The sequence below is a fragment of the Curtobacterium sp. MCBA15_008 genome (assembly GCF_001865065.1).
Lineage (GTDB): Bacteria > Actinomycetota > Actinomycetes > Actinomycetales > Microbacteriaceae > Curtobacterium.
This window is the reverse complement of the sequence record NZ_MJGN01000034.1, coordinates 245977-267296: the sequence shown is the minus strand read 5'-3', so window position 1 is coordinate 267296 and position 21320 is coordinate 245977. Positions and strand designations below refer to the sequence as shown.

The following is a 21320-nucleotide window of genomic DNA, read 5'->3' as shown; positions in this document are numbered from 1 at the left end:
CGCGGTCCCCCCAGCGTCCGTCGTGAGCCTACGTGAGGAAGCGTCGGACGTCACGTGAACGTCCGGAAACGTCGGCGCCCGTGGCAGTGGCAGCCCGGCGCAGTCCCGCGCAGTGCGAGGGGGCGTGAGCGCTCAGACGTCGAGGTGGTCGACCAGCTCGTCCGCCAGCCCCGTGTACGTCGCCGGCGTCAGGTTCGTCAGCCGCGCCTTCGCCCCGGACGAGATGTCCAGGCCGTTCACGAACGCGACGAGGTCCGCCTGCCCGATCCGCTTGCCGCGCGTGAGCTCCTTGAGCATCGCGTACGGGTCCTCGATGTTCGACTGCCCGGCGGTGACCTCGGCGCGGATGACCGTCTGGATGGCCTCGGCGAGCACCTCCCAGTTGTGGTCGAGGTCCTCGGCGAGCCGGGCCTCGTTCACCGAGACTTCGCCCAGTCCACGGCGGAGGTTGTCGAGCGCGAGCAGCGAGTGCCCGAACGCGACGCCGATGTTCCGCTGCGTGGTCGAGTCGGTGAGGTCCCGCTGGAGCCGCGACGTCACGAGGGTCTCGGACAGCGTGGAGAACAGCGCCGACGAGATCTCGAGGTTCGCCTCGGCGTTCTCGAACCGGATGGGGTTGATCTTGTGCGGCATCGTCGACGACCCGGTGGCACCCGCGACGGGGATTTGCGTGAAGTACCCCATCGAGATGTAGGTCCACACGTCCGTTGCCAGGTTGTGCAGGATCCGGTTCGCGTGGCGGACCCGGTCGTACAGCTCGGCCTGCCAGTCGTGCGACTCGATCTGCGTCGTCAGCGGGTTCCAGTTCAGGCCGAGGCCCTCGACGAACTCGCGGGAAAGCGCGGGCCAGTCGGCCTCGGGGTCGGCGGCGAGGTGCGCCGAGAACGTGCCGGTCGCCCCGGAGAACTTGCCGAGGTACTCGCCGCCCTCGATCTGCGCCAGGACGCGCTCGAGGCGGTAGACGACGACCGCGAGCTCCTTGCCGAGTGTGGTCGGGGTCGCGGGCTGGCCGTGCGTGTGGGAGAGCATCGGGACGCTCTTCAGTTCGTCGGCCATGGCGCGCAGCACGCCGAGCACCGCCTTGAACGCCGGCAGCCAGACCTGCTCGACGGTGTCCCGCACGGTCAGCGCGTACGACAGGTTGTTCACGTCCTCGCTCGTCGCGGCGAAGTGGGTGAGCTCGGCGATCGCGTCGAGCCCGAGCTCCGACAGCCGACGACGGACGAAGTACTCGACCGCCTTGACGTCGTGGCGGGTCGTCGCCTCGATCTCGGCGAGTTCGGCGATCTGGTCCTGCCCGAACGTCTCGACGACCCGGCGGAGCGCGGCCTTGTCGTCGACGCTGAGCGGCGACGTGGTGAACATCGCGTGGTCGGTCAGGAAGATGAGCCACTCGACCTCGACCACGATGCGCGCGCGGTTGAGGCCGGCCTCGGAGAGGTGCTCGCCCACCGTGTGCACGATCGGGTAGTAGCGCCCGTCGAGCGGGCTGATCGGCTGCGGGGGAAGGGGGGTCATGGGGCTCCCTGACGGACGGCCGGCTCGAGTTGGCGGAAGAGCGCCCGGCATGCCCGTTCGACGGTCGAGAGCACTCGGTCGAACTCGTGCCGGTCCGCGTAGTACGGGTCCGGTACGTCGGTCTGCTGGGGCCAGGCGTCGTCGTACCGCAACAGGAGCGTCACCTTCGCGGCGTCGTCCATGGTCGGGGCCCACGAGCGCAGGATGCGTTCGTGGGAGCGGTCGAGTGCGACCACCAGGTCGAGGTCCGGGAACCGGTCCGGGTCGAACTGACGGGCGCGATGCCTGCTGCCATCGTATCCGCGCGCCGCGAGTGCTGCGATCGTGCGCTCGTCGGCGGGTTCACCGACGTGCCAGTCGCCGGTGCCGGCGGACTCGACCTGGAAGCGCTCGGCCATGCCGGCGTCGGCGGCGAGCTGCGCGAACACGATGCCGGCCATCGGGGAGCGGCAGATGTTGCCGCTGCAGACGAACGAGACACGGAACGGGGCGTCGGCGTCCGTGGTCATGGGGACATCATGGCGCAGCGCGGGGGCGTCCGCGACGGTCGTCCCCTCCGTCGCGTCCGGCGTCGCGTCCGGCGTCGCGTCCGTCGTCCGGACTGGAGGCGCGGCGCCGGTCGCGTCGTCGGCTCGCGTCACGCGCGCTGACGGTTGAGCACCGGGCGGGTGAAGAGCCCGATCAGCCAGGCGAGGACGGCGAGCACGAAGGCGCCGACGATGCCCCAGCCGAAGGACTCCACGTCGAGCCCGAACCCGAAGGCGGAGGAGATGCCCGCGACGATGAGCAGGAGGATCGCGTTCACGACGAACGAGATGAGCCCGAGCGTCAGGATGTAGAGCGGGAACGCCACGATCCGGATGAGCGTGCCGATGACCGCGTTCACGAGACCGAACACGAACGCCACGAGCAGGTAGGTCAGCACGGCGGCGAGGGTGCCGCCGTCGCCGAACGGGGTGACGGAGACGCCGCTCACGATGAGCGTGGTGAGCCAGAGCGCAACGGCGTTGACGACGAGGCGGACGAGGAATCGCATGCCCCCATGATGCCCTCCGGGTGCCGTGCGGGGACAGATACCCTGACGGGGTGACTGACGCGCGCGTGCACATCCGGCCCGAGATCGCGGTACTGCCCGCCTACAAGCAGGGACGCCAGGCAGCCGCCGACGCCTTCAAACTGTCGAGCAACGAGAACCCGTTCCCGCCGCTCCCCGGCGTCGTCGAGGCCGTGCAGGCCCAGACCGCGTTCAACCGCTACCCCGACGCGACCGCCCTCGCCGTCCGCGCCGTGCTCGCGAACCGCTTCGGCCTCACCGTCGACGAGGTCCACGTCGCCCCGGGCAGCGTCGCGATCCTGCACGAGCTCGCGAAGGCCACCTCCGGACCCGGCGACGAGATCGTCTACGCCTGGCGGTCCTTCGAGGCCTACCCCGGCGTCGTCACGGTCGCCGGCGCCACGAGCGTGCAGGTGCCGAACCGCCCCGACGGCGGGCACGACCTCGACGCCATGGCCGCCGCCGTGACCGACCGCACCCGCATGGTGATCGTCTGCACCCCGAACAACCCGACCGGGCCGATCGTGACCGGCCCCGAGTTCGAGGCCTTCATGGCGTCGGTGCCGTCCTCGGTGCTGGTCGTCCTCGACGAGGCGTACGCCGAGTTCGTGACCGACCCGACGGCCGTCCGCGGTGCCGCGCTGCTCGAGCGCTACCCGAACCTCGTCGTCCTCCGTACCTTCTCGAAGGCCTACGGGCTCGCCGGACTCCGTGTCGGCTACGCCTTCGGGCCGGCGTACGTGCTCGACGCCGTACGTGCCTGCGCGATCCCGCTGTCGGTGACGGCGCAGGGGCAGGCGGCGGCGCTCGCCAGCCTCGAGCGCGAGACCGAGCTGCTCGAACGGGTCGCCGAACTCGCAGCCCTCCGCGACCGGATCGTCGCGTCGCTGCGGGAGCAGGGCTGGCCCGTACCAGAGGCGCAGGGCAACTTCGTGTGGCTGCCGACGGGCGCGGGCACCGCGGTCGCGGCCGAGGCGTTCGAGCGCGCCGGCATCATCGTCCGGGCGTTCGCACCCGAGGGCATCCGCATCTCGATCGGCGAGCACGAGGCTGTGGAAACGCTCCTCGAAACCGCCCGTGCACTTGTGGGGGACCTCCAGGCAGCGGGGTAGTCGCTGCCGCTACGCTGGCCCGCATGTCATTCCGCGCCGCGGCCCCCGCGACGACCACCATCCGGCTCCTCGACACCGAGGGCCGGTTCGTGGAGACCGACGAGAACGCCGAGTTCGCCGCCGCCGCGCGGGCGATCCCGGACGAGACCCTGCTGGCGATGCACCGCCGCATGGTCCTCACCCGTCGGTTCGACCACGCCGGTCACAACCTCCAGCGAACCGGTCAACTCGGCCTCTGGGTCCCGAGCCACGGGCAGGAAGCCGCCCAGACGGGTTCGGCCTTCGCCCTCCGCGAGCAGGACCACGTGTTCCCCTCGTACCGCGAGCACGCCGTCACGATGCACCGCGGCGTCGAGCCGATGGAGATCATCGCGATGTACCGCGGCCAGACGCACGGCGGCTGGGACCCGGACCAGCGCGGCAACACGCACATCTCGACGCTCGTGATCGGCTCGCAGACCCTGCACGCCACGGGCTACGCACTCGGCCAGAAGCTCGACGGCGACGTCGGCACGGGCGACCCCGACCGCGACGCGTGCTCCATCGTGTACTTCGGCGACGGGGCGACGAGCCAGGGCGACGTGAACGAGGCATACGTGTTCTCGGCGTCGACCAAGGCGCCCGTCGTCTTCTTCCTGCAGAACAACCACTGGGCGATCTCGGTCCCGGTGTCGGTGCAGTCGCCCACGCCGCTCGTCGACCGCCCGCGCGGCTTCGGGATCCCGAGCGTGCTCATCGACGGCAACGACATCCTGGCGTCGTACACGGCCTCCATCGTCGCCACCGACCACGCCCGCGGGGGCAACGGTCCGGCCTTCATCGAGGCGGACACGTACCGCATCGGTGCGCACACGAGCTCGGACGACCCGAGCCGGTACCGCGCCGACGGCGAGCTCGAGGACTGGGTCCGCCGCGACCCGATCGTCCGCTCCGAGGCGTACCTGCGCTCGAAGGGCGCGACGGACGCGCAGTTCGCCGCGTTCGACGAAGAGGGCGAGGACATCGCCGCCGACGTCCGCCGCCGCACCGTGGCGCTGACCCCGCCGTCCGTCGACGTCATGTTCGACAACGTCTACCGCGAGCCGCACCCGCTGGTCGCCGAGCAGAAGGCCTGGCTCGAACAGTACGAGGCCGGTTTCGAAGGGGGCGCCCACGCATGAGCACCACCGAGCAGCTCTTCGACTACACGCTGCGCTCCCACCCGGGCGCCGGCGAGGTCCCGAGCGACCCCACCCCGACCCTGCCGATGGCGAAGGCCCTCAACGCCGGGCTCGCAGCGGCGATGCAGGCGGACGACAAGGTCCTGCTGATGGGCGAGGACATCGGCCAGCTCGGCGGCGTCTTCCGCATCACCGAGGGCCTGCAGGACAAGTTCGGCCCGGAGCGCGTGCGGGACACCCCGCTCGCCGAGGCCGGCATCATCGGCACCGCGATCGGCCTGGCCCTGCGCGGCTACCGCCCCGTGGTGGAGATCCAGTTCGACGGCTTCGTGTGGCCCGGCTTCGACCAGATCACCTCGCAGCTCGCGAAGATGGCGAACCGGCTGCCGGCACACATGTCGCTGCCCGTCGTCATCCGCATCCCCTACGGCGGCCACATCGGCGCCGTGGAGCACCACCAGGAGTCGCCCGAGGCCTACTTCGCGCACACCCCCGGTCTGCGCGTGGTGAGCCCGAGCACGCCGAACGACGCCTACTGGATGATCCAAGAGGCGATCGCCTCGAAGGACCCGGTCGTCTTCCTCGAGCCGAAGTCGCGCTACTGGCCCAAGGGCCCGGTCGACCTCGTCGACGGCCACGTGCCGATGCACACCACCCGCGTCGCCCGCACCGGCACCGAGGTCACCCTCGTCGGGCACGGCGCGATGGTCGCGACGCTCATGCAGGCCGCCGAGCTCGCCGAGTCCGAGGGCACCAGCTGCGAGGTCATCGACCTCCGCTCGATCTCGCCGATCGACTGGGAGCCGCTGCTCGCCTCGGTCCGGAAGACCGGGCGGCTCGTCATCGCGCAAGAAGCGTCCGGTTTCGTGAGCGTCGGCAGCGAGATCGCCGCCACGGTCGCCGAGAAGGCGTTCTACACGATGCAGGCGCCGCCGTTGCGGGTCTCCGGGTTCGACGTGCCCTTCCCGGTGTCGAAGCTGGAGCACCTGCACCTGCCGGACGCCGACCGCGTCCTCGAGGCCGTCGACCGCGCCCTCGCCTACTGACACCCTGTCCGTCCGACACCCGTCCGACCTCGTCCAGATCGCCGAAGGAGCCGTAGTGGCCGCCGCCGAATTCCCCCTGCCCGACGTGGGCGAAGGCCTGACCGAGGCCGAGATCGTGCAGTGGCGCGTCGCGATCGGGGACGAGATCACCGTCGACCAGGTGCTCGTGGAGATCGAGACGGCGAAGTCCCTCGTGGAGCTGCCCTCGCCGTTCGCGGGCACGGTCACGGGGCTGCTCGTGTCCGAGGGTGACACGGTCGAGGTCGGCAAGCCGATCATCCGGGTCGACTCCGACGCGTCGGTCGCCTCCGGTGCTGCCGTCGGGCAGCCGGGAGGCGCGGCTCCGGTCGCCGACAGCGTCCCGACCTCGCCGGTGGTCACGGCCACCCCGCCCGCCCCGGCCGCTCCCGCTGCCCCCGCCGCGCAGGCCCCGTCGGCGCCCGCCCCGGTCGCCGCGCCCGTGCCGGCTCCGGCCGCGGCCGCCCCCGCTCCGGCGGCACCGGCCCCCGCACAGCCGGTCGCCGTCGACGCCTCCGTCGTCGGGACCGACGAGTCCTCCGGCGCCGTCCTCGTCGGCTACGGCTCGGCGACCTCGTCGCCGTCCCGTCGCAAGCCGGGCGCGCGCCGGGCAGCAGCGCTCGCGGCCGAGGCGAGCCGCGCCTCCAGTGTGGACGCCGCAGCGGCGGCCGAAGCCTCCGTCGACCCGGGCGAGGACAGCACCGCCGAGGCGATCACCGCGCAGGGCTCCGCACCCGCGCGCAAGCAGAGCGTCGCGACGAACGTCCTGGCGAAGCCGCCGATCCGCAAGCTCGCGAAGGACCTCGGTGTCGAGCTGACCGAGATCGTCGCGACCGGCTTCGCGGGCGAGGTCACGCGGGACGACGTCATCCGGCACGCCAAGCAGGCGAGCGTCTTCCGCAACATCGAGACCCCGGAATGGGGCGACGTCCGCAGCGAGACGATCCCCGTCAAGGGCGTGCGCAAGGCCATCGCGACCGCGATGACCACCTCGGCCTTCACCGCTCCGCACGTGTCGCTGTTCGTCGACGTCGACGCGACCCGCACGATGGAGTTCGTCAAGCGACTGAAGTCCTCGCCGACGTTCGCGGGCGTCAAGGTCTCACCGCTGCTCATCGTCGCGAAGGCCGTGATCTGGGCCGTCCGCCGGAACCGTTCGGTGAACTCGACCTGGACCGACCGCGAGATCATCGTGCACCACTTCGTGAACCTCGGGATCGCGGCGGCGACCCCGCGCGGCCTCATCGTGCCGAACATCAAGGACGCGCAGGACATGTCGCTGTTCGAGCTGGCGCAGGCCCTCGAGGAACTGACCCTGACCGCCCGCGACGGCAAGACGACGCCGAAGCAGATGGCGAACGGCACGGTGTCGATCACGAACATCGGCGTGTTCGGCATGGACACCGGCACCCCGATCCTCAACCCGGGCGAGGTCGCGATCGTCGCCATGGGCACGATCAAGCCGAAGCCGTGGGTCGTCGACGGCGAGGTGCGGTCGCGCATGGTGACGACCATCGGTGCGTCGTTCGACCACCGTGTCGTCGACGGTGACGTGGCGTCGCGGTTCGTGCACGACGTGGCCTCGGTGCTCGAGGAGCCTGCACTCCTGCTCGACTAGTCGCCGCGCCGCCGCCCCGCGCCCTCAAGACTCAGTCGAGGGAGCAGGAATCGTCGGGTGGTCGTGGCGGACCCGACGACTCGTGCTCCCTCGATGCGGACGTCCGCACCGGAACCGCACTCGTCGCGCGCCGTTCACCCGGATGTCGGTGGGCGGCGGGATGATCTCCCCATGGTCCACCAGCTCCTGATGCCCCCGCAGGAGATCCGAACGGATCGCCTCCTCCTCACCCCGCTGACCCCCGCCGACATCGACGACGTGCACGGCGTGTTCTCCGACGCCCGGACGTGGACGCACCTGCCCGCCGGTCGGCACACGGTGCGGGCCTCGAGCGTGGACCTCGTGCAGCGCAAGATCGGTGGTCGCGCTCGCCACGGCCTCGGGTCCTGGGCGGTGCGCTCGGCTGCCGATCACGCGTTCCTCGGGGTCGGCGGCGTCGACATGACCGCGGCCGGGGTCTGGAACCTCGGGTACCGGCTGGCGCCCTGGGCATGGGGGCACGGCTACGCGACGGAGATCGCCCGCGCCGCTGTCGCTGCTGCCGACGACATCGTGCCCGAGTTCCCGATCACCGGTCGCGTGCTGACGAACAACCCTGCCTCGGCCGCGGTGCTCGAACGCGCAGGGCTCTCGCTCGTGTGGCAGGGATCGACCTCGTCGACGCTGCCGGACGGCGTGGAACGCCAGGTCTGGGCCGATCGAGCACTGTCACGGACGCAGCGGGCCTGGCTCGTCGCCAACGCCTGACGACGGGGTTCGGGGTGCCCCCGGCTCCCGCGGCAGCGCTCCGGCGGTGACGGCGCAGAGCACCAGGAGCACCGCGGCGAGGGGCACGAGCACGACCGGCCCGAGGCTCAGCACCAGGACCGCGACGAACGCGACGACGGCCAGCACGAGGTGCGTCACCGCAGCGCGCCGAACAGGGTGTCCGCCTCGTGCGGCAGCTCCGCACGCAACGACCACTGCACGGTGTTCCAGTCGTGGCCGCTCCTCGGCGCGAACGCGATCGTGGTCGTTGCACCGGCCTTCCGTGCCGCGGCCCCGAGGGTGCGGGCGTTCGCGCTGAACTCCTCGTCCGCCGACCCCGCGGTGAGCCAGAGCGTGTCCCCGTTGAGCCCGTTCGCCCGCATCTGCGCGATCGGCGCTGCCCGCTTCCACGCCGCGACGGATCCGCCGAACGCCTGGTCCGCGCTGTGCCGGGGGTTCTGGTCGATGGGTTGCAGCTCGCTCGAGATCGCGAGGGCTGCCCCGAACCGGTCGGGAGCGCCGGTGACGAACTGCATCGCGCAGGTCGCCCCCTGCGAGAACCCGACGAGGCCCCAGGCGCGGCGGTCGGTCGTGACGGGCAGGTGCGCGGTGAGCCAGCGGGGGACGTCCTCGGTGACGTAGGTCGCGGCCTTCCCGAGCCGTGAGTCGACGCACATCGTGTTCAATCCAGGCGCGGAGAGCTGGTCGACCGAGACGACGATGGGCGCCCGACCGTGGTGCGCGGCGGCGTAGGCGTCGAGCACGGTGCCCATCTGCCCGGCGGTGAACATGTCGCTCGGTGCCCCGGGCTGGCCGGAGAAGGCGAGCACGACGGGCAGCGGAGCGGGGTCCCGCACGAGGGCGGCGGGTGGCAGGTAGACGACGGCCGGACGGGCCGGGAAACCCGAGCGTGTGCCCGGCACGTCGACCGTGCGGACCTCGCCGACGGCGGGCAGCGTGGCGGCGGGGGTAGCCGTGAGGTCGAGCGCCGGGTAGGGGTTGCTCTGCACGACGGTGCCGAGGGTCGGGTACTTGGCGAACTCGACGTTCACGCCGAGCGCGGGCACGAGCAGCGCGGCGGGGACAAGTACCGCAGCGAGGACCCGACGCCCGCGGCCACCCTGCACGATGCCGGTGATCGCCAGCCCCAGGGCCGCGGCGGCGACGGCGACCCACATCCGTGTGACGAGGCTCAGCGCGACGCCGAACAGGTTGAGCACGTCGCTGCAGACCCAGCAGACGACGAGCGCCGCGACGGCCGACCCGGCGGCGACGGCGGCACGGAGACCGACCGACCGCCACGCGCCCCGGTCGCGCACCCGTCGCAGCGCCGGCAGGAGCACCACGAGGCCGAGCACCGCGAACGCGACGTCGGCCGGCACGAGCTTCGACGGCGCCTGCAACTGCGTCGCGAGCAACCACTCCGTCGGGCTCACGAGCGCACCGCAGCCCGGTGTGCCTGGCGCAGTGCCCACAGGTGCTTCGGCCGGAGGCCCGGCACGTACGCACTCGCCAGCGCCCGGGCGACCCGCGGCACGTGCAACGGCGTCGGCACCACGATCCAGAGCGGTTCGTGTCGGGCCCCGAACTTCTCCTTGAAGCGCTGCAGCGACCGGAACCCGTACACGGGCTCGAGCACGCGGGCGACGAGGAGCGAACCGCGCGCGACGAGGGCACCGGCGCCGGCGTGTGCGGCGAGCGGCGTACCGGACAGGCTGATCGTGGTCAGTCCGGCGTCGCGGGCGCGGAGGGCGGCCCGGGCGATGAGGAACTCGATCACGCCGGGCATCCCGTCCTCGCCGCGTCGCATCACGTCGAGCGTGTACCCGGTGAGCGCGCCGTGCTCGTACACCGGCAGCCAGCTGGTGACCGCGGTCACGTGCCCGTCTGCCGCGACGGCGAGCAGGAGCCGGACGTCGGGGTCGTCGAGCTCGCGGAAGCCGCCGAGCGTGAAGCCCATCTCGGGCAGCCGTCGGTCGGCCGCCCACCGGGTGCAGATCGCCTCGACCTCGGCTCGGTGGTCGTCGCCGAGCGCTCCGAAGGTGGTCCACTCGTCGCGGACGCCCTCGCGGTCGGCACGGTTCGAGGCCGTCCGGAGGTCCTGCCGCTTCTTGCCGCGCAGGTCGAACGACCGGACGTCGAGCACCGACTCGACGCCGACGGGCAGCGCCGTCCAGCCCTCGGCCGCGAGGATCGCACGGACCGGTTCGTGCACGCTCGTGAACGCCGGCACCCAGCCGTTGCGACCGCAGAAGGCGGTGAACGCGGCCACGACCTCGGCCCGGTCGGCGGCGGCGCACGCCGGGTCCGAGACGGTCAGCGCGACCTCGCCGCGGACGCGGTAGGCCACGGCTCCCAGACCGCCCGGGTGCGTCCAGATGGCGTTCCCCCGCCAGGTGCCCATGTGCCCGAGTGTGCCCGCGTCGCCGTCGCGGAGCATCCCGACCAGGTCGTCGCGGCAGCTGCCGGCCGCGAGGAACCGGCCGCGGACGAGCGTGCCGCGCAGGGCGATCACGACGAGCAGCACGACGGCGGGCACGAGCCACGCGCCGAGCAGCGTGACCTGCCACTCGACGGCGTCGAGGCCGAGGCCCTGCCACCGCACGGCGTCGTCGGTCATCGGCTCGATGAGGAACACGTCGGCCAACACGGCGGTGAGCGTCACGAGCACGCCGGCGGCCAGGACGATCCCGGCCCGACGCCCGCGCTGCACGAGCCACGCCGCCGCGAGCAGCAGGAGCCCGACCACGACCACGGCGCGGTCGCTCATGGCGTCGGAGAAGATCGAGAGCACGCCGTCCGGGTCCGGTACGACGAGGGTCACCAGGGTGCCGGCACCGAGCGCGATGAGCGTCGCCACGACCCACGTGCGCGCGCCGACGGTGTCGCGGGTGGTGCGTGGGTCCGGACGGGAGGCGCGGCGCACGACGGCGGCGCCGGCCGCGGTCCCGAGCAGGGTCGCCAGGGCTCGGGCCAGGTCCGACCCGTGGCCGGCGAAGAGCACCAGCGTGAGCACGACGGTCCACAGGGCCGCGCGCGTCCGCCACCGGTGCTGGGTCGGCATCGCCGCCGAGGCGGCTCCCAGGAGTGCCGCGGCGACGACCGACGGGGCGAGGAGCGGCTGGCCGACCGCGAACTCGGCGTGGGCCTCGCCGAGTGCGGAGCCGATGGTCACGGTCAGCAGGGCGCCGAGCACGCCGAGCGTCGGTGCGAGGACGCCGATCACGAGGGTGCGGAGCGACCCGAGGGAGCGTTCGGCGAGGACGGTCGTCAGGGCCACGGCGACCAGCGCCAGGCAGGCCACGGGCGGGTGGTGCGGGAAGTCCGGTTCGGCGTGGGCCATCCGCGCGGTCACGACGAGCACGGCCGCCGCCACGGTCACGGCGACGGAGACCGGGAAGCGACGGAGTCGTCCGAGCAGAGCTTGAGGTGCCACGATCTCATCCCAGCCGATCGCGGGCACCGCGTCATCGCTCCGCGGCGTGAACCGTGATGGCCGATCGGCCACCGGCGCTGGCCCGCGGGATGACACGGCAGGGCGGGGCGACGTCAGACGGGTCGCGCGGCCGGGACGTGCTCGACGGGCAGCCGCAGGTGCAGGGCGAACCCGTCGTCCGGTTGCGGACCGGACTCCATGTTCCCGCCGAGGAGCGACGCCCGCTCCCCGAGGCCGATCAGCCCGAGACCCGACCCGGGCAGCTCGAGGCGGTCCGAGCGCGCCGGGCCGTTCACGACGTCGACCAGCACGTGCTCGCCGTGGATCCGTCCGCTCACCCGGACGGTGGCGTCGGGGGCGTGCTTGCGGACGTTGGTCAGGCCCTCCTGCACGAACCGGTAGACGGCGCGCTGGAGCGGCCGCGCCAGGGTGTCCGGCAGGTCGACGGTGCAGCTGGTCTCGAGGCCGCTCTCGGCGACGAGCCGCGGCAGGTCGGCGAGCACCGGCTGCGGGGCGATCTCGCGGTCGGTGCCGCCGGAGGCGCGGAGCACCTGGACCATCTCGCGGAGCTCCTGCAGGGTGACGACGCACAGCTGCCGGATCGTCCGCGCGAACCCGCGCTCGGCCTCGTCCCGCCCGGCCATCTGCATCGCCCCGGCCTGCACGGCGATGAGGGTGACCTGGTGCGACACCACGTCGTGCATCTCCCGCGCGAGGAGCGCCCGCTCACGCGACAGCGCCACCGCCGCGGCCTGTCGGCGTTCGTCCTCGCGGGCCCGGCGGGACTCCGCGAGCTGGTCGGTCAGCCGCGCCCGGGTCTGCACGAGCAGCCCGACGGCGAGCGGGCCGAGCGCGAAGATCAGGGCGTAGACGACCGAGACCACGATCTCGTCGAGGGTCTGCGGCGGCCCCACGAACCCGCTGAAGCCGACGAACTGCACGAGCGCCGCGAGCAGCATCAGCCACCGGCGGCTGGTGCGCTCGCCGAGGGTGAACAGGGCGACGCTGCCGGCGACCACCGCGGACCCCACGAACAGCCCGGGCATCGTCAGGGCGAACGCGAGCACCGGGAAGCGGCGGCGGAGGAGCAGGGCTGCGGCCGCGAGCAGTGACAGCCACGTCTCGACGGTGGTCGCGCCCGAGATGTCGAGCACGGCGTCGGCGACGGCGGCGGCGACGAACAGTGCGTCGACCAGCCACCAGGGGGCGTGGTGGGTACGCGCCCAGCGCAGGCCGGCGTCGACGAGGCGGTCGAGCCTCCCGTCGGTCGCGGTGAGCACACGACGGAGGCGGGAGGCCGTCGTCGGCTCAGCCATCCAGCAGTCCCGCCTCGGCCGCGCGCAGCGCGAGCTGGACCCGGGTGGGCACGGCGAACGCGGCGAGCAGGGCGCGGACGTCCTCCTTGACGGTGCCGGTGCTCACCCCGAGTCGCTGTCCGATGTCCGGGTTGCTCGCGCCGTCGGCCACCAGGCGCAGGACGGCGTGCTCGCGCTCGGAGAGCGCCGGTGGTGGCGTGGCCGCCGACGTGCGTGCCGCGAAGAGCCGCGTGCGGTCGACGCCCGGTGCCAGCACCACCCCACCGCGGGCGAGGACTCGCACGTACTCGGCGAGGCCCTCGGGGTCGGTGTCCTTGAGCAGGAACCCGGCGGCGCCGAGCTCCATCGCCTGGCCGACGTACTCGTCGGTGTCGAACGTCGTGAGCATCGCGACCGCCGGTGGGGCGTCGAGGGTCTGCAGCTCGCGCAGGACCTCGAGCCCGTTGACCCGCGGCATCCGCACGTCCAGCAGCACGACGTCCGGCGCGTGCGCACGGATGACCTGCACGGCGTCGACGTCCCCGGTGGTGGCCACGACCTCGATGTCCGGCGCAGCGCCGAGGATGAGCTCGAAGCCGTAGCGGACGAGCGTCTCGTCGTCGACGATCACCACGGTTGTCACGGCCGTCATCTTGTCATGTGCATTGGCGTTCCGAGGGGGACTCGCTACTGTGAAGGGAACTGGTCATGTCCGCGCATGACCACCACCCAGGACCAGCGACGGAGCACGAGGGACGCATGACGAGCCGCATCACCGAGGGTGCCGAACCGAAGCACCAGCAGTTGCGGCGCATCCTCCTCGAGCTCGCGACCTCGCGGCTCGCACCCGGTGCCGCGATCCCGTCCGAGCGTCAGCTCATCGCCGAGTACGGGGTCTCCCGCATCACGGTGCGCGAGGCGCTGGGCCAGCTCGTCAACGAGGGCTACCTCGAGCGCGTCCGCGGCAAGGGCACGTTCGTCGCGCACCGTCCCGTGCAGTCCACGCTCCACCTGGCGTCCTTCACCGAGGAGATGCGCGCGATGGGGCACGTGCCGACGACGGTGGTGCTCGTGCGCGAGGAGAAGGTCCCGCCGACGGACACCGCCGCGGCGCTGCGGCTCGACGCCGACGTCACGGCCTTCCACGTGAAGCGGCTGCGGATGGCGGACGGGGCGCCGGTGTCGATCGACGACGCGTGGCTCGTCGCCGACGCGTTCCCGGGGCTGCTCGACCACGACCTGTCCGGCTCGGTCTACTCGATCATCGCGACGGAGTACGGCACGCCGATCGACCGCGCGCAGCAGACGGTGGCGGCGAACCCGGCGGCGGACGACGTCGCGACGCTGCTCGGTACGAAGACGGGGGCCCCGGTGCTGGAGTTCGACCGGGTGTCGTACGCGGGGGAGCGCCCCGTGGAGCACACCCGCAGCTGGTACCGCTCGGACCGGTACCGGGTGCAGATGGAGGTCACCGCCTCGCAGGCGGTCGCCTGACCCGTCGTCGCTGGCCTGGAGGCACGACTCGGCCCCGCCCGTCGGGTCACGACGAGCGGGGCCGAGTCAGCACTGCCGTGCCTACGCCTCGAAGAGGGTGTCGCCGTCACGGACGGTCGTGCCGACCGTGTCCTGCGGGATCGAGTCCGGCGTGGAGCCGAGCACCACGACGGGGCAGATCGGGGAGTAGCCGGCGGCGGAGATCACCGACGGGGTGAACCGGACCACGGGGTCCCCGGCGCTGACGGTGTCGCCCTCGGCCGCGAGGAGCTCGAAGCCCTCGCCCGCGAGCTTCACGGTGTCGATGCCGACGTGCACGAGGACGTCCGTCCCCGCGGCGCCCTGCAGCGCGAACGCGTGCGGGTGCAGCTTCACGATCGAGCCGTCGACGGGAGCCACCGCGGTGACCGCACCCTCGACCCCGGTCGGGTCCACCGCGACGCCCGCGCCGACGAGCTGCCCGGCGAAGACCGGGTCAGGGACGTCGGCCAGTGAGACGACCGGGCCCGCGAACGGGGTCCGGACGCTCGTCACAGCTCGTCCTGGATGTCCTGCGCGAGGTTGTCGGCGATGGTGCCGACGATGACCTGCCAGCCGGTGCCGCCACCGACGACGGCCTGGGCGCCCGCGGCCTGGAGCGCGGCCTTGTCGACGAGGTCGCCGTCCTCCACCTCGACGCGGAGGCGCGTGATGCAGCCCTCGACCTCTTCGATGTTGTCGGCGCCACCCAGCGCGGCGATGATGTCGGCTGCCTTGATGTCGGCCATCGTTTCCTCCTCGTTAAGGGTTCTCGTACCAGGTTGACACCGGACCGGTCTCGGTTCAGACTACGGAACTGGTCATGACCGGACAGGACCGGACCTGGCGAACACCGCCGAGGTTACCTGCGCTGGCTGCACGACTCAACTCACTCACCCCGACAGCTCCACCCAATGACGAGAGGACCTCCGATGAGCGCCACCACTGCCACGGACGTGCCGGAGAAGAAGAAGCCGAAGAAGCAGTCCAGGCTGTTCGCGCAAGCGCAGCGCCTCGGGCGGAGCCTGCTCCTGCCGATCGCGGTCATGCCGGCCGCCGGCATCCTGCTGCGCCTCGGTCAGTCCGACATGCTCGGCGCGATCCCCGGCTTCGAACAGGGCGCGACGATCATCGCTGCTGCGGGCAATGGTGTGTTCACCTGGCTGCCGCTGCTCTTCGCCGTCGGCATCGCGATCGGGTGGGCGAAGAAGTCGGACGGCACCACCGCGCTCGCGGCCGTCGTCGGGTACATGGTCATGTACCAGGTGTTCGCGGCGATGTCGCCGATCGTCCTCGCCGGTGTGAAGGACGCGAACGGCGACCAGGCCACGATCAACTTCGGTGTCCTGGGCGGCATCGTGATGGGTCTCGTCTCGGCGGTCATGTGGGAGAAGTTCCACCGCACGAAGATGCCCGACTTCCTCGGCTTCTTCTCGGGCCGTCGTCTCGTCCCGATCCTGACGGCGGTCGCCGGTCTGGTCATCGCCGTGCTGATGTCGTTCGTGTACCGCTACTTCGACATCGCGCTGACCGCTGCCGGTCAGGCCGTGGCGGACAACGCCGTCATCGGCGGCGGCATCTTCGGGTTCGTCAACCGCATGCTCATCCCGATCGGGCTGCACCAGCTGCTCAACTTCTTCCCGTGGTTCCAGCTCGGCAGCTTCACCTCGGACGGGGTCACGTACCACGGCGACATCGCGCGCTTCCTCGCCGGTGACCCGACCGCTGGCATCTTCCAGGCCGGCTTCTTCCCCATCATGATGTTCGCGCTGCCGGCCGGTGCGCTCGCCATCTGGCGCAACGCCAAGCCGCAGAACCGCAAGCTCGTCGGTGGCATCATGCTCTCGGCCGCCCTCACGTCCTTCGTGACCGGCATCACCGAGCCGCTCGAGTACTCGTTCATGTTCGTGGCGTTCCCGCTCTACATCATCCACGCGGTCCTGACGGGCACGTCGCTCGCCCTGGTCAACGCCCTCGGCATCCACGACGGGTTCTCGTTCTCGGCCGGTGCGATCGACTACGTGCTGAACTTCGGCAAGGCGGACGGGGCGATCTGGCTCATCCCGATCGGCCTCGGGTACGCGGTCGTCTACTACTTCCTGTTCAGCTTCGTGATCAAGAAGTGGAACCTCCGCACCCCCGGGCGCGAGGAGGACACGATCGCCGAGAACACGATCGACGCGGCCACCAAGCCGTAGTCGCGGGTGCTCCACACGGGAGGCGCGGTGCCAGCCGGCACCGCGCCTCCCGTCCGTCCGGCGGCTGATACTGGTTTTGACAACCGTTATCAAGAAGCCCTACGCTCGAGCACATGCACAACCGCCTCCTCGCCCTGCCGCTCGTCGCCGGCGCCGCCGCGCTCGTCCTGACGGGCTGCGCGACCTCGCCCTCGTCCGGTGACGCCTCGAGCGACGGCACGATCCGGGTCGTCGCCTCCACGAACGTCTACGGCTCGATCGTCGAGTCGATCGGTGGTGACCACGTCTCCGTCACGAGCATCCTGAACGACCCGTCGCAGGACCCGCACTCGTTCGAGTCGAGCGCGAAGACGCAGCTCGCCGTGTCGAAGGCCGACCTGCTCATCGAGAACGGCGGCGGGTACGACGACTTCATGACGACGCTCGCCGACGCCTCGACGACGAAGGCGGACACGATCAACGTCGTGAAGCTCTCCGGGCTCGACAAGGGCGGGGACGCCGAGTTCAACGAACACGTCTTCTACAGCTACCCGACGATGGTGAAGCTCGTCGCCGACGTCTCGAAGCGGCTCAGCGCGCTCGACGAGGGCGACGCGAAGACGTTCCAGGACAACGCGGACGCCCTGACGACGAAGCTCGAGGGGCTCGAGTCCGACACCGCCGACCTGAAGAAGACCCACGACGGCGAGAAGGTCGCCTACACGGAGCCGGTGCCGGGCTACCTCTTCGACGCGATCGGCCTCGACAACGTCACCCCCGAGGCCTTCTCCGAGGCCATCGAGGAAGGCGACGACGTCCCGCCGGCCGCCCTCAACGACACCCTCAAGCTGTTCACGAAGAAGACCGTGAAGCTCCTCGCCTACAACGACCAGACCTCGAGCCCGGAGACCGAGCAGGTCAAGAAGGCCGCCGACGACGCGGGCGTCCCGGTGGTCGGTGTCACGGAGACGCTCCCCAAGGGGCAGGATTACGTCTCGTGGCAGCAGGCGAACATCGACGCGGTGCAGGCGGCGCTCCAGAAGTGACCACCGTCTCCCCCCGGACCTCCGAGCGGACCGCCACTGCCCAGCGCGGCAGTGGCGGTTCCGCCGTGCTCGCACTCCGCGACGCCGAGCTCTCCTACGGGGAGCGCCGACTCTGGTCGCACCTCGACCTCGACCTGGCGCCCGGCGAGTTCGTCGCCGTGCTCGGGCCGAACGGCGCCGGCAAGACCTCGCTCCTCCGCACCGTCCTCGGCCAGCAGCGGCTGACGAGCGGCACGATGTCGTTCCTCGGCCAGCCGGTCCGCCGTGGGCACCGGAAGATCGGCTACATCCCGCAGCAGCGGCTCATGGACGCCGGCACGCCGCTCCGTGCGCGGGACATGATCGCGCAGGGCGTCACCGGCTCGCGGTGGGGGATCCTGCCCGCCAGTCGCGCGGAGCGCGCACGCATCGACCGGATCCTCGACGAGGTCGGCGCGACCGAGTTCGCGGACGCCCCGGTCGCCGAGCTGTCCGGCGGCGAGCAGCAGCGCACTCGCGTCGGGCAGGCCATCGCCGCCGACCCCGCGCTCCTCCTCTGCGACGAGCCGCTCATCTCGCTCGACCTGCGGCACCAGCGCGGTGTCACCGAGCTCATCGACCGGCAGCGTCGGCAGCAGGACGCCGCCGTGCTGTTCGTGACCCACGACGTGAACCCGATCCTCGACGTCGTCGACCGCGTCCTCTACATCGCCGGTGGCCGGTTCCGGATCGGGTCGCCCGACGAGGTCCTGCGCGCCGACGTGCTGAGCGACCTGTACGGCACGCCCGTCGACGTCGTGCGGACGATGGGCCGGATCGTCATCGTCGGTGCGAACGAGGCCGCGCACGACCACCACTGCGACCCGGACCCGCACGCACCGGCACCCGACGAAGGGCGGATCTGATGGACGTCTGGTCGACGGTCTTCTCCTTCCAGGACTACGGCGAGCTCCTCGTGCTCGTGCAGAACTCGATCTGGGCGGGCGCGGTGCTCGGCGTCGTCGGCGGGCTGATCGGTCCGTTCGTCGTCGCACGGAACATGCCGTTCGCGGTGCACGGCATCTCGGAGCTCTCCTTCGCGGGGGCGTCCGCGTCGCTGCTGCTCGGCGTCAACGTCGTCACGGGGTCGCTCGTCGGGTCCGTCGTCGCGGCGCTGCTCATCGGCCTGCTCGGCTCGAAGGCCCGCGACCGGAACTCGATCATCGCCGTGCTCATGCCGTTCGGCCTCGGGCTCGGCATCCTCTGCCTCGCGCTCTACAAGGGGCGTGCGGCGAACAAGTTCGGGCTGCTCACCGGGCAGATCGTGTCGGTCGACAACCCGCAGCTGACCTTCCTCATCGTCATCGCCGCCATCGTCGTGGTGACGCTCCTGGTGATCTGGCGCCCGCTGATGTTCTCGTCGGTCGACCCCGACGTGGCCGCGGCCGCCGGTGTCCCCGTGCGGACCCTGGCGCTCGTCTTCATGCTCGCCCTCGGCCTGGCGACCGCTGTCTCCGTGCAGATCGTCGGCGCCCTGCTGGTGCTCTCGCTGCTCGTCACCCCGGCGGCGGCGGCGCTCCGGCTCAGCTCCCACCCGGTCGTCGTGCCGATCCTGTCCACGGTCTTCGCCGTCGTGTCGGTCGTCGGCGGCATCCTGCTCGCACTCGGGGGCGGGCTGCCGATCAGCCCCTACGTCACGACGATCTCGTTCGTGATCTGGGTCGTCTGCCGCATCGTCGGCGGACGGAAGGACCGCCGTGGACGCGACCGGATCGCGGACCGCGACCAGCACGACGGGGGCGCACCGCGCCTCCAGTCCGCATCTCCGGACCCGTCCTCGGACGCGGGCCGCAAGGAAGGAGTGACCGCATGAACGCCGTGCAGAAGCCGAAGCGGAACACCTGGCAGCGCGAAGCCGTGCGCACCGCGCTGTCGAGCACCGAGGGGTTCGTCAGCGCGCAGGCGCTCCACCAGCACCTGCGGGACGACGGCTCCACGATCGGGCTCGCCACCGTGTACCGGGCGCTCTCCGACCTGGCGACCGAGGGCGACGCGGACTCGCTGCAGCAGGACGGCGAATCGCTGTACCGGGCGTGCACGACCGACAAGCACCACCACCACCTCATCTGCCGGAACTGCGGCCGGACGGTCGAGATCGAGGCGGACCCGGTCGAGCGGTGGGCGCAGGACGTCGCGGCCGCGAACGGGTTCACCAACGCCAGCCACGTCGTCGACATCTTCGGCGAGTGCGCGGACTGCACCGCGGCCCGGACCGGGGCGTAGGGGCGGACCCGCGTCGACGGGTGCGGTCGGTCCGAGGGGGACGGATGAGCGACAGCATCACCACGTGGGGCGGCACGGCGTCACGGACGGACGCGCAGCCGCTGTTCGTCGCGCGGCGGCCGCGTCGGCACGGCCTCGGCTTCGAGGTGCTCGGCTGGGCGGTGGTCCTCGTCGGCGTCGTGACCGCACTCGGGGACGCGTTCTCGGGCAAGCCCACCGCGCTGCTCTTCGCCGGCTTCTCGGTGTTCTTCATCTGCGGGTTCGGCGGTCTGCTCGTGCTGTGCGGCCTGCTGCTCGTCAGCTCACGGGTGCGCGGGTACGACGACCACCTCGACGTCCGGGTCGGCCTCGGGCGGACCCGTCGCGTGGAAGCGGCCGACATCGTCAGTCTCCGCTTCGTGCTGCAGTCCACCGGCCGTGGTCCGACCTTCACCCGGCTGACGGCGCGGAACGAGCGGCGGCGGAAGCTGTTCTCGGTCTTCACCGTGTACCGCGGGTACGCCGAGCTCGCCGAGTGGCTGGAGACACGGTGCCCGGACGCCTGGCGGGAGGGCCGCGCGGACCCGACCGGTGTCGGTGACGACGAGTAGTCTCCGCAGCATGCACGTCATCCTGGTGCCCGGATTCTGGCTCGACGCGAGCGCGTGGGACGACGTCGCTCCGTTGCTCCGAGCGGCCGGACACTCGGTCGAGGCGGTCACCCGCGACGGCGACACCCTCGACGAGCAGGTCGCGGCACTCGTGGCGAAGCTCGACGACGTCGCCTCGCCGGACGAGCCCGTGGTGCTCGCCGGACACTCCGGCGCGGGCCCGATCGCGTACATGGCGGCGGACCAACGCCCGTCGCTCGTCGCGCACCTGCTCTACGTCGACACGTTCCCCGGGCCCGAGGGCGGGTGCGTCAACGACGAGCTGCCCGTGGTCGACGGTGTCGTGCCGCTGCCGCCGTGGGACGTCTGGGAACCGGCGACCGTCCGGGGCATGACCCCGGAACTGCGCGAGGCGTTCGAGCACCGGGCGATCCCGGAGCCTGCCGCGGTGCCGTCCGACCGCTTCCACTACTCCGACGCTGCTCGGCACACCATCCCCGCGACCGTCATCACGTGCGAGATCCCGGCGACGGACCTCGCCACGATGGTGGCCGACCACCAGACCTGGGCGGCCGAGCTCGTCGCGACCGAGGACCTCTCGATCGTCGGCCTCGACACCGGGCACTGGCCGATGTTCACCGCGCCGGAGCAGCTCGGTGCGCTCATGGTGCAGGCGCTGGCGCCGAAGCCGACCGAAGGCCCGTAGCGCGCCGGTACCCGTCGTCGCTGCCCCGCCCCGCCCGCCCCGCC

The 21320-nt window shown here is 71.7% G+C and carries 23 protein-coding genes; 13 read left to right on the top strand and 10 right to left on the bottom strand.

What is annotated here, in order from left to right; all coding sequences use genetic code 11:
- Positions 1–132: 132 nt before the first annotated feature.
- The 3 genes from purB to BIU96_RS14215 form a co-directional block, all read right to left on the bottom strand.
- A complete protein-coding gene (purB, locus tag BIU96_RS14225; protein ID WP_071293243.1) occupies positions 133–1518 on the bottom strand; it encodes an adenylosuccinate lyase in 1386 nt (461 codons plus the stop codon).
- Positions 1515–2027, bottom strand: coding sequence for a low molecular weight protein-tyrosine-phosphatase (locus tag BIU96_RS14220; protein WP_071293304.1), 513 nt, complete (start codon positions 2025–2027; stop codon positions 1515–1517). Before BIU96_RS14220 ends, purB begins: the two co-directional genes overlap by 4 nt.
- Positions 2028–2155: 128 nt before the next feature.
- Positions 2156–2554 carry a phage holin family protein gene (locus tag BIU96_RS14215; protein WP_071293242.1) on the bottom strand — a complete coding sequence of 133 codons (399 nt, stop codon included), beginning with the start codon at positions 2552–2554 and terminating at the stop codon, positions 2156–2158.
- Between the two features lie 50 nt (positions 2555–2604).
- On the opposite strand from BIU96_RS14215, the gene BIU96_RS14210 reads away from it, so the two are divergent.
- The 5 genes from BIU96_RS14210 to BIU96_RS14190 all read left to right on the top strand — a co-directional run bounded on the left by BIU96_RS14210 (position 2605) and on the right by BIU96_RS14190 (position 8273).
- Entirely contained in the window at positions 2605–3684 is a 1080-nt protein-coding gene (locus BIU96_RS14210) for a histidinol-phosphate transaminase (protein WP_071293241.1), read from the top strand.
- Positions 3685–3707: 23 nt separating this feature from the next.
- Positions 3708–4844 carry a thiamine pyrophosphate-dependent dehydrogenase E1 component subunit alpha gene (locus BIU96_RS14205; RefSeq protein WP_071293240.1) on the top strand — a complete coding sequence of 379 codons (1137 nt, stop codon included), beginning with the start codon at positions 3708–3710 and terminating at the stop codon, positions 4842–4844.
- A gap of 86 nt (positions 4845–4930) precedes the next feature.
- Positions 4931–5890: an alpha-ketoacid dehydrogenase subunit beta gene (locus BIU96_RS14200; RefSeq protein ID WP_071293303.1), complete on the top strand. Its 960-nt coding sequence runs from the start codon at positions 4931–4933 to the stop codon at positions 5888–5890.
- Between the two features lie 55 nt (positions 5891–5945).
- Positions 5946–7526 (top strand): dihydrolipoamide acetyltransferase family protein, encoded by a 1581-nt coding sequence (locus BIU96_RS14195; protein WP_071293239.1) that lies wholly within the window; start codon positions 5946–5948, stop codon positions 7524–7526.
- Positions 7527–7697: 171 nt separating this feature from the next.
- Positions 7698–8273 carry a GNAT family N-acetyltransferase gene (locus BIU96_RS14190; RefSeq protein ID WP_071293238.1) on the top strand — a complete coding sequence of 192 codons (576 nt, stop codon included), beginning with the start codon at positions 7698–7700 and terminating at the stop codon, positions 8271–8273.
- Here the strand turns inward: BIU96_RS14190 and BIU96_RS14185 are convergent.
- The 5 genes from BIU96_RS14185 to BIU96_RS14165 form a co-directional block, all read right to left on the bottom strand.
- Entirely contained in the window at positions 8235–8432 is a 198-nt protein-coding gene (locus BIU96_RS14185) for a hypothetical protein (RefSeq protein WP_071293237.1), read from the bottom strand. The genes BIU96_RS14190 and BIU96_RS14185 overlap by 39 nt on opposite strands.
- Entirely contained in the window at positions 8429–9709 is a 1281-nt protein-coding gene (locus BIU96_RS14180; protein ID WP_139200052.1) for an esterase family protein, read from the bottom strand. Before BIU96_RS14180 ends, BIU96_RS14185 begins: the two co-directional genes overlap by 4 nt.
- Positions 9706–11709: a bifunctional lysylphosphatidylglycerol flippase/synthetase MprF gene (locus tag BIU96_RS14175; protein ID WP_139200051.1), complete on the bottom strand. Its 2004-nt coding sequence runs from the start codon at positions 11707–11709 to the stop codon at positions 9706–9708. The genes BIU96_RS14180 and BIU96_RS14175 overlap by 4 nt, the downstream gene beginning before the upstream one ends.
- Before the next feature lie 113 nt (positions 11710–11822).
- On the bottom strand, positions 11823–13025 hold the full coding sequence (locus tag BIU96_RS14170; protein WP_083402924.1) for a sensor histidine kinase: 1203 nt from the start codon (positions 13023–13025) through the stop codon (positions 11823–11825).
- The gene (locus BIU96_RS14165; RefSeq protein WP_071293235.1) at positions 13018–13656 is read right to left on the bottom strand and encodes a response regulator transcription factor; all 639 of its coding nucleotides are present in this window, start codon (positions 13654–13656) and stop codon (positions 13018–13020) included. Before BIU96_RS14165 ends, BIU96_RS14170 begins: the two co-directional genes overlap by 8 nt.
- Positions 13657–13763: 107 nt before the next feature.
- Here BIU96_RS14165 and BIU96_RS14160 point away from each other — a divergent pair, with 107 nt between their 5' ends.
- A complete protein-coding gene (locus BIU96_RS14160) occupies positions 13764–14498 on the top strand; it encodes a GntR family transcriptional regulator (protein ID WP_071293234.1) in 735 nt (244 codons plus the stop codon).
- Between the two features lie 81 nt (positions 14499–14579).
- Here BIU96_RS14160 and BIU96_RS14155 read toward each other — a convergent pair whose 3' ends face one another.
- Complete coding sequence (locus BIU96_RS14155) at positions 14580–15032, bottom strand: glucose PTS transporter subunit IIA (protein WP_071293233.1); 453 nt, start codon at positions 15030–15032, stop codon at positions 14580–14582.
- The gene (locus tag BIU96_RS14150; protein WP_071293232.1) at positions 15029–15265 is read right to left on the bottom strand and encodes a PTS transporter subunit EIIB; all 237 of its coding nucleotides are present in this window, start codon (positions 15263–15265) and stop codon (positions 15029–15031) included. The genes BIU96_RS14155 and BIU96_RS14150 overlap by 4 nt, the downstream gene beginning before the upstream one ends.
- A 183-nt stretch (positions 15266–15448) precedes the next feature.
- On the opposite strand from BIU96_RS14150, the gene BIU96_RS14145 reads away from it, so the two are divergent.
- From BIU96_RS14145 to BIU96_RS14115, 7 genes are all read left to right on the top strand, one after another.
- Positions 15449–16714, top strand: a complete 1266-nt coding sequence (locus BIU96_RS14145) for a PTS transporter subunit EIIC (protein WP_071293231.1) — start codon at positions 15449–15451, stop codon at positions 16712–16714.
- A 113-nt stretch (positions 16715–16827) separates the two neighbouring features.
- On the top strand, positions 16828–17739 hold the full coding sequence (locus BIU96_RS14140) for a metal ABC transporter solute-binding protein, Zn/Mn family (protein WP_071293230.1): 912 nt from the start codon (positions 16828–16830) through the stop codon (positions 17737–17739).
- Between the two features lie 65 nt (positions 17740–17804).
- Complete coding sequence (locus BIU96_RS14135; protein ID WP_071293300.1) at positions 17805–18623, top strand: metal ABC transporter ATP-binding protein; 819 nt, start codon at positions 17805–17807, stop codon at positions 18621–18623.
- Positions 18623–19570 carry a metal ABC transporter permease gene (locus tag BIU96_RS14130; protein WP_071293229.1) on the top strand — a complete coding sequence of 316 codons (948 nt, stop codon included), beginning with the start codon at positions 18623–18625 and terminating at the stop codon, positions 19568–19570. Before BIU96_RS14135 ends, BIU96_RS14130 begins: the two co-directional genes overlap by 1 nt.
- Complete coding sequence (locus BIU96_RS14125) at positions 19567–19980, top strand: Fur family transcriptional regulator (RefSeq protein ID WP_071293228.1); 414 nt, start codon at positions 19567–19569, stop codon at positions 19978–19980. Before BIU96_RS14130 ends, BIU96_RS14125 begins: the two co-directional genes overlap by 4 nt.
- Before the next feature lie 44 nt (positions 19981–20024).
- On the top strand, positions 20025–20570 hold the full coding sequence (locus tag BIU96_RS14120; RefSeq protein ID WP_071293227.1) for a hypothetical protein: 546 nt from the start codon (positions 20025–20027) through the stop codon (positions 20568–20570).
- A gap of 10 nt (positions 20571–20580) precedes the next feature.
- Entirely contained in the window at positions 20581–21276 is a 696-nt protein-coding gene (locus BIU96_RS14115; RefSeq protein WP_071293226.1) for an alpha/beta fold hydrolase, read from the top strand.
- The last annotated feature ends 44 nt before the right edge of the window (positions 21277–21320 follow it).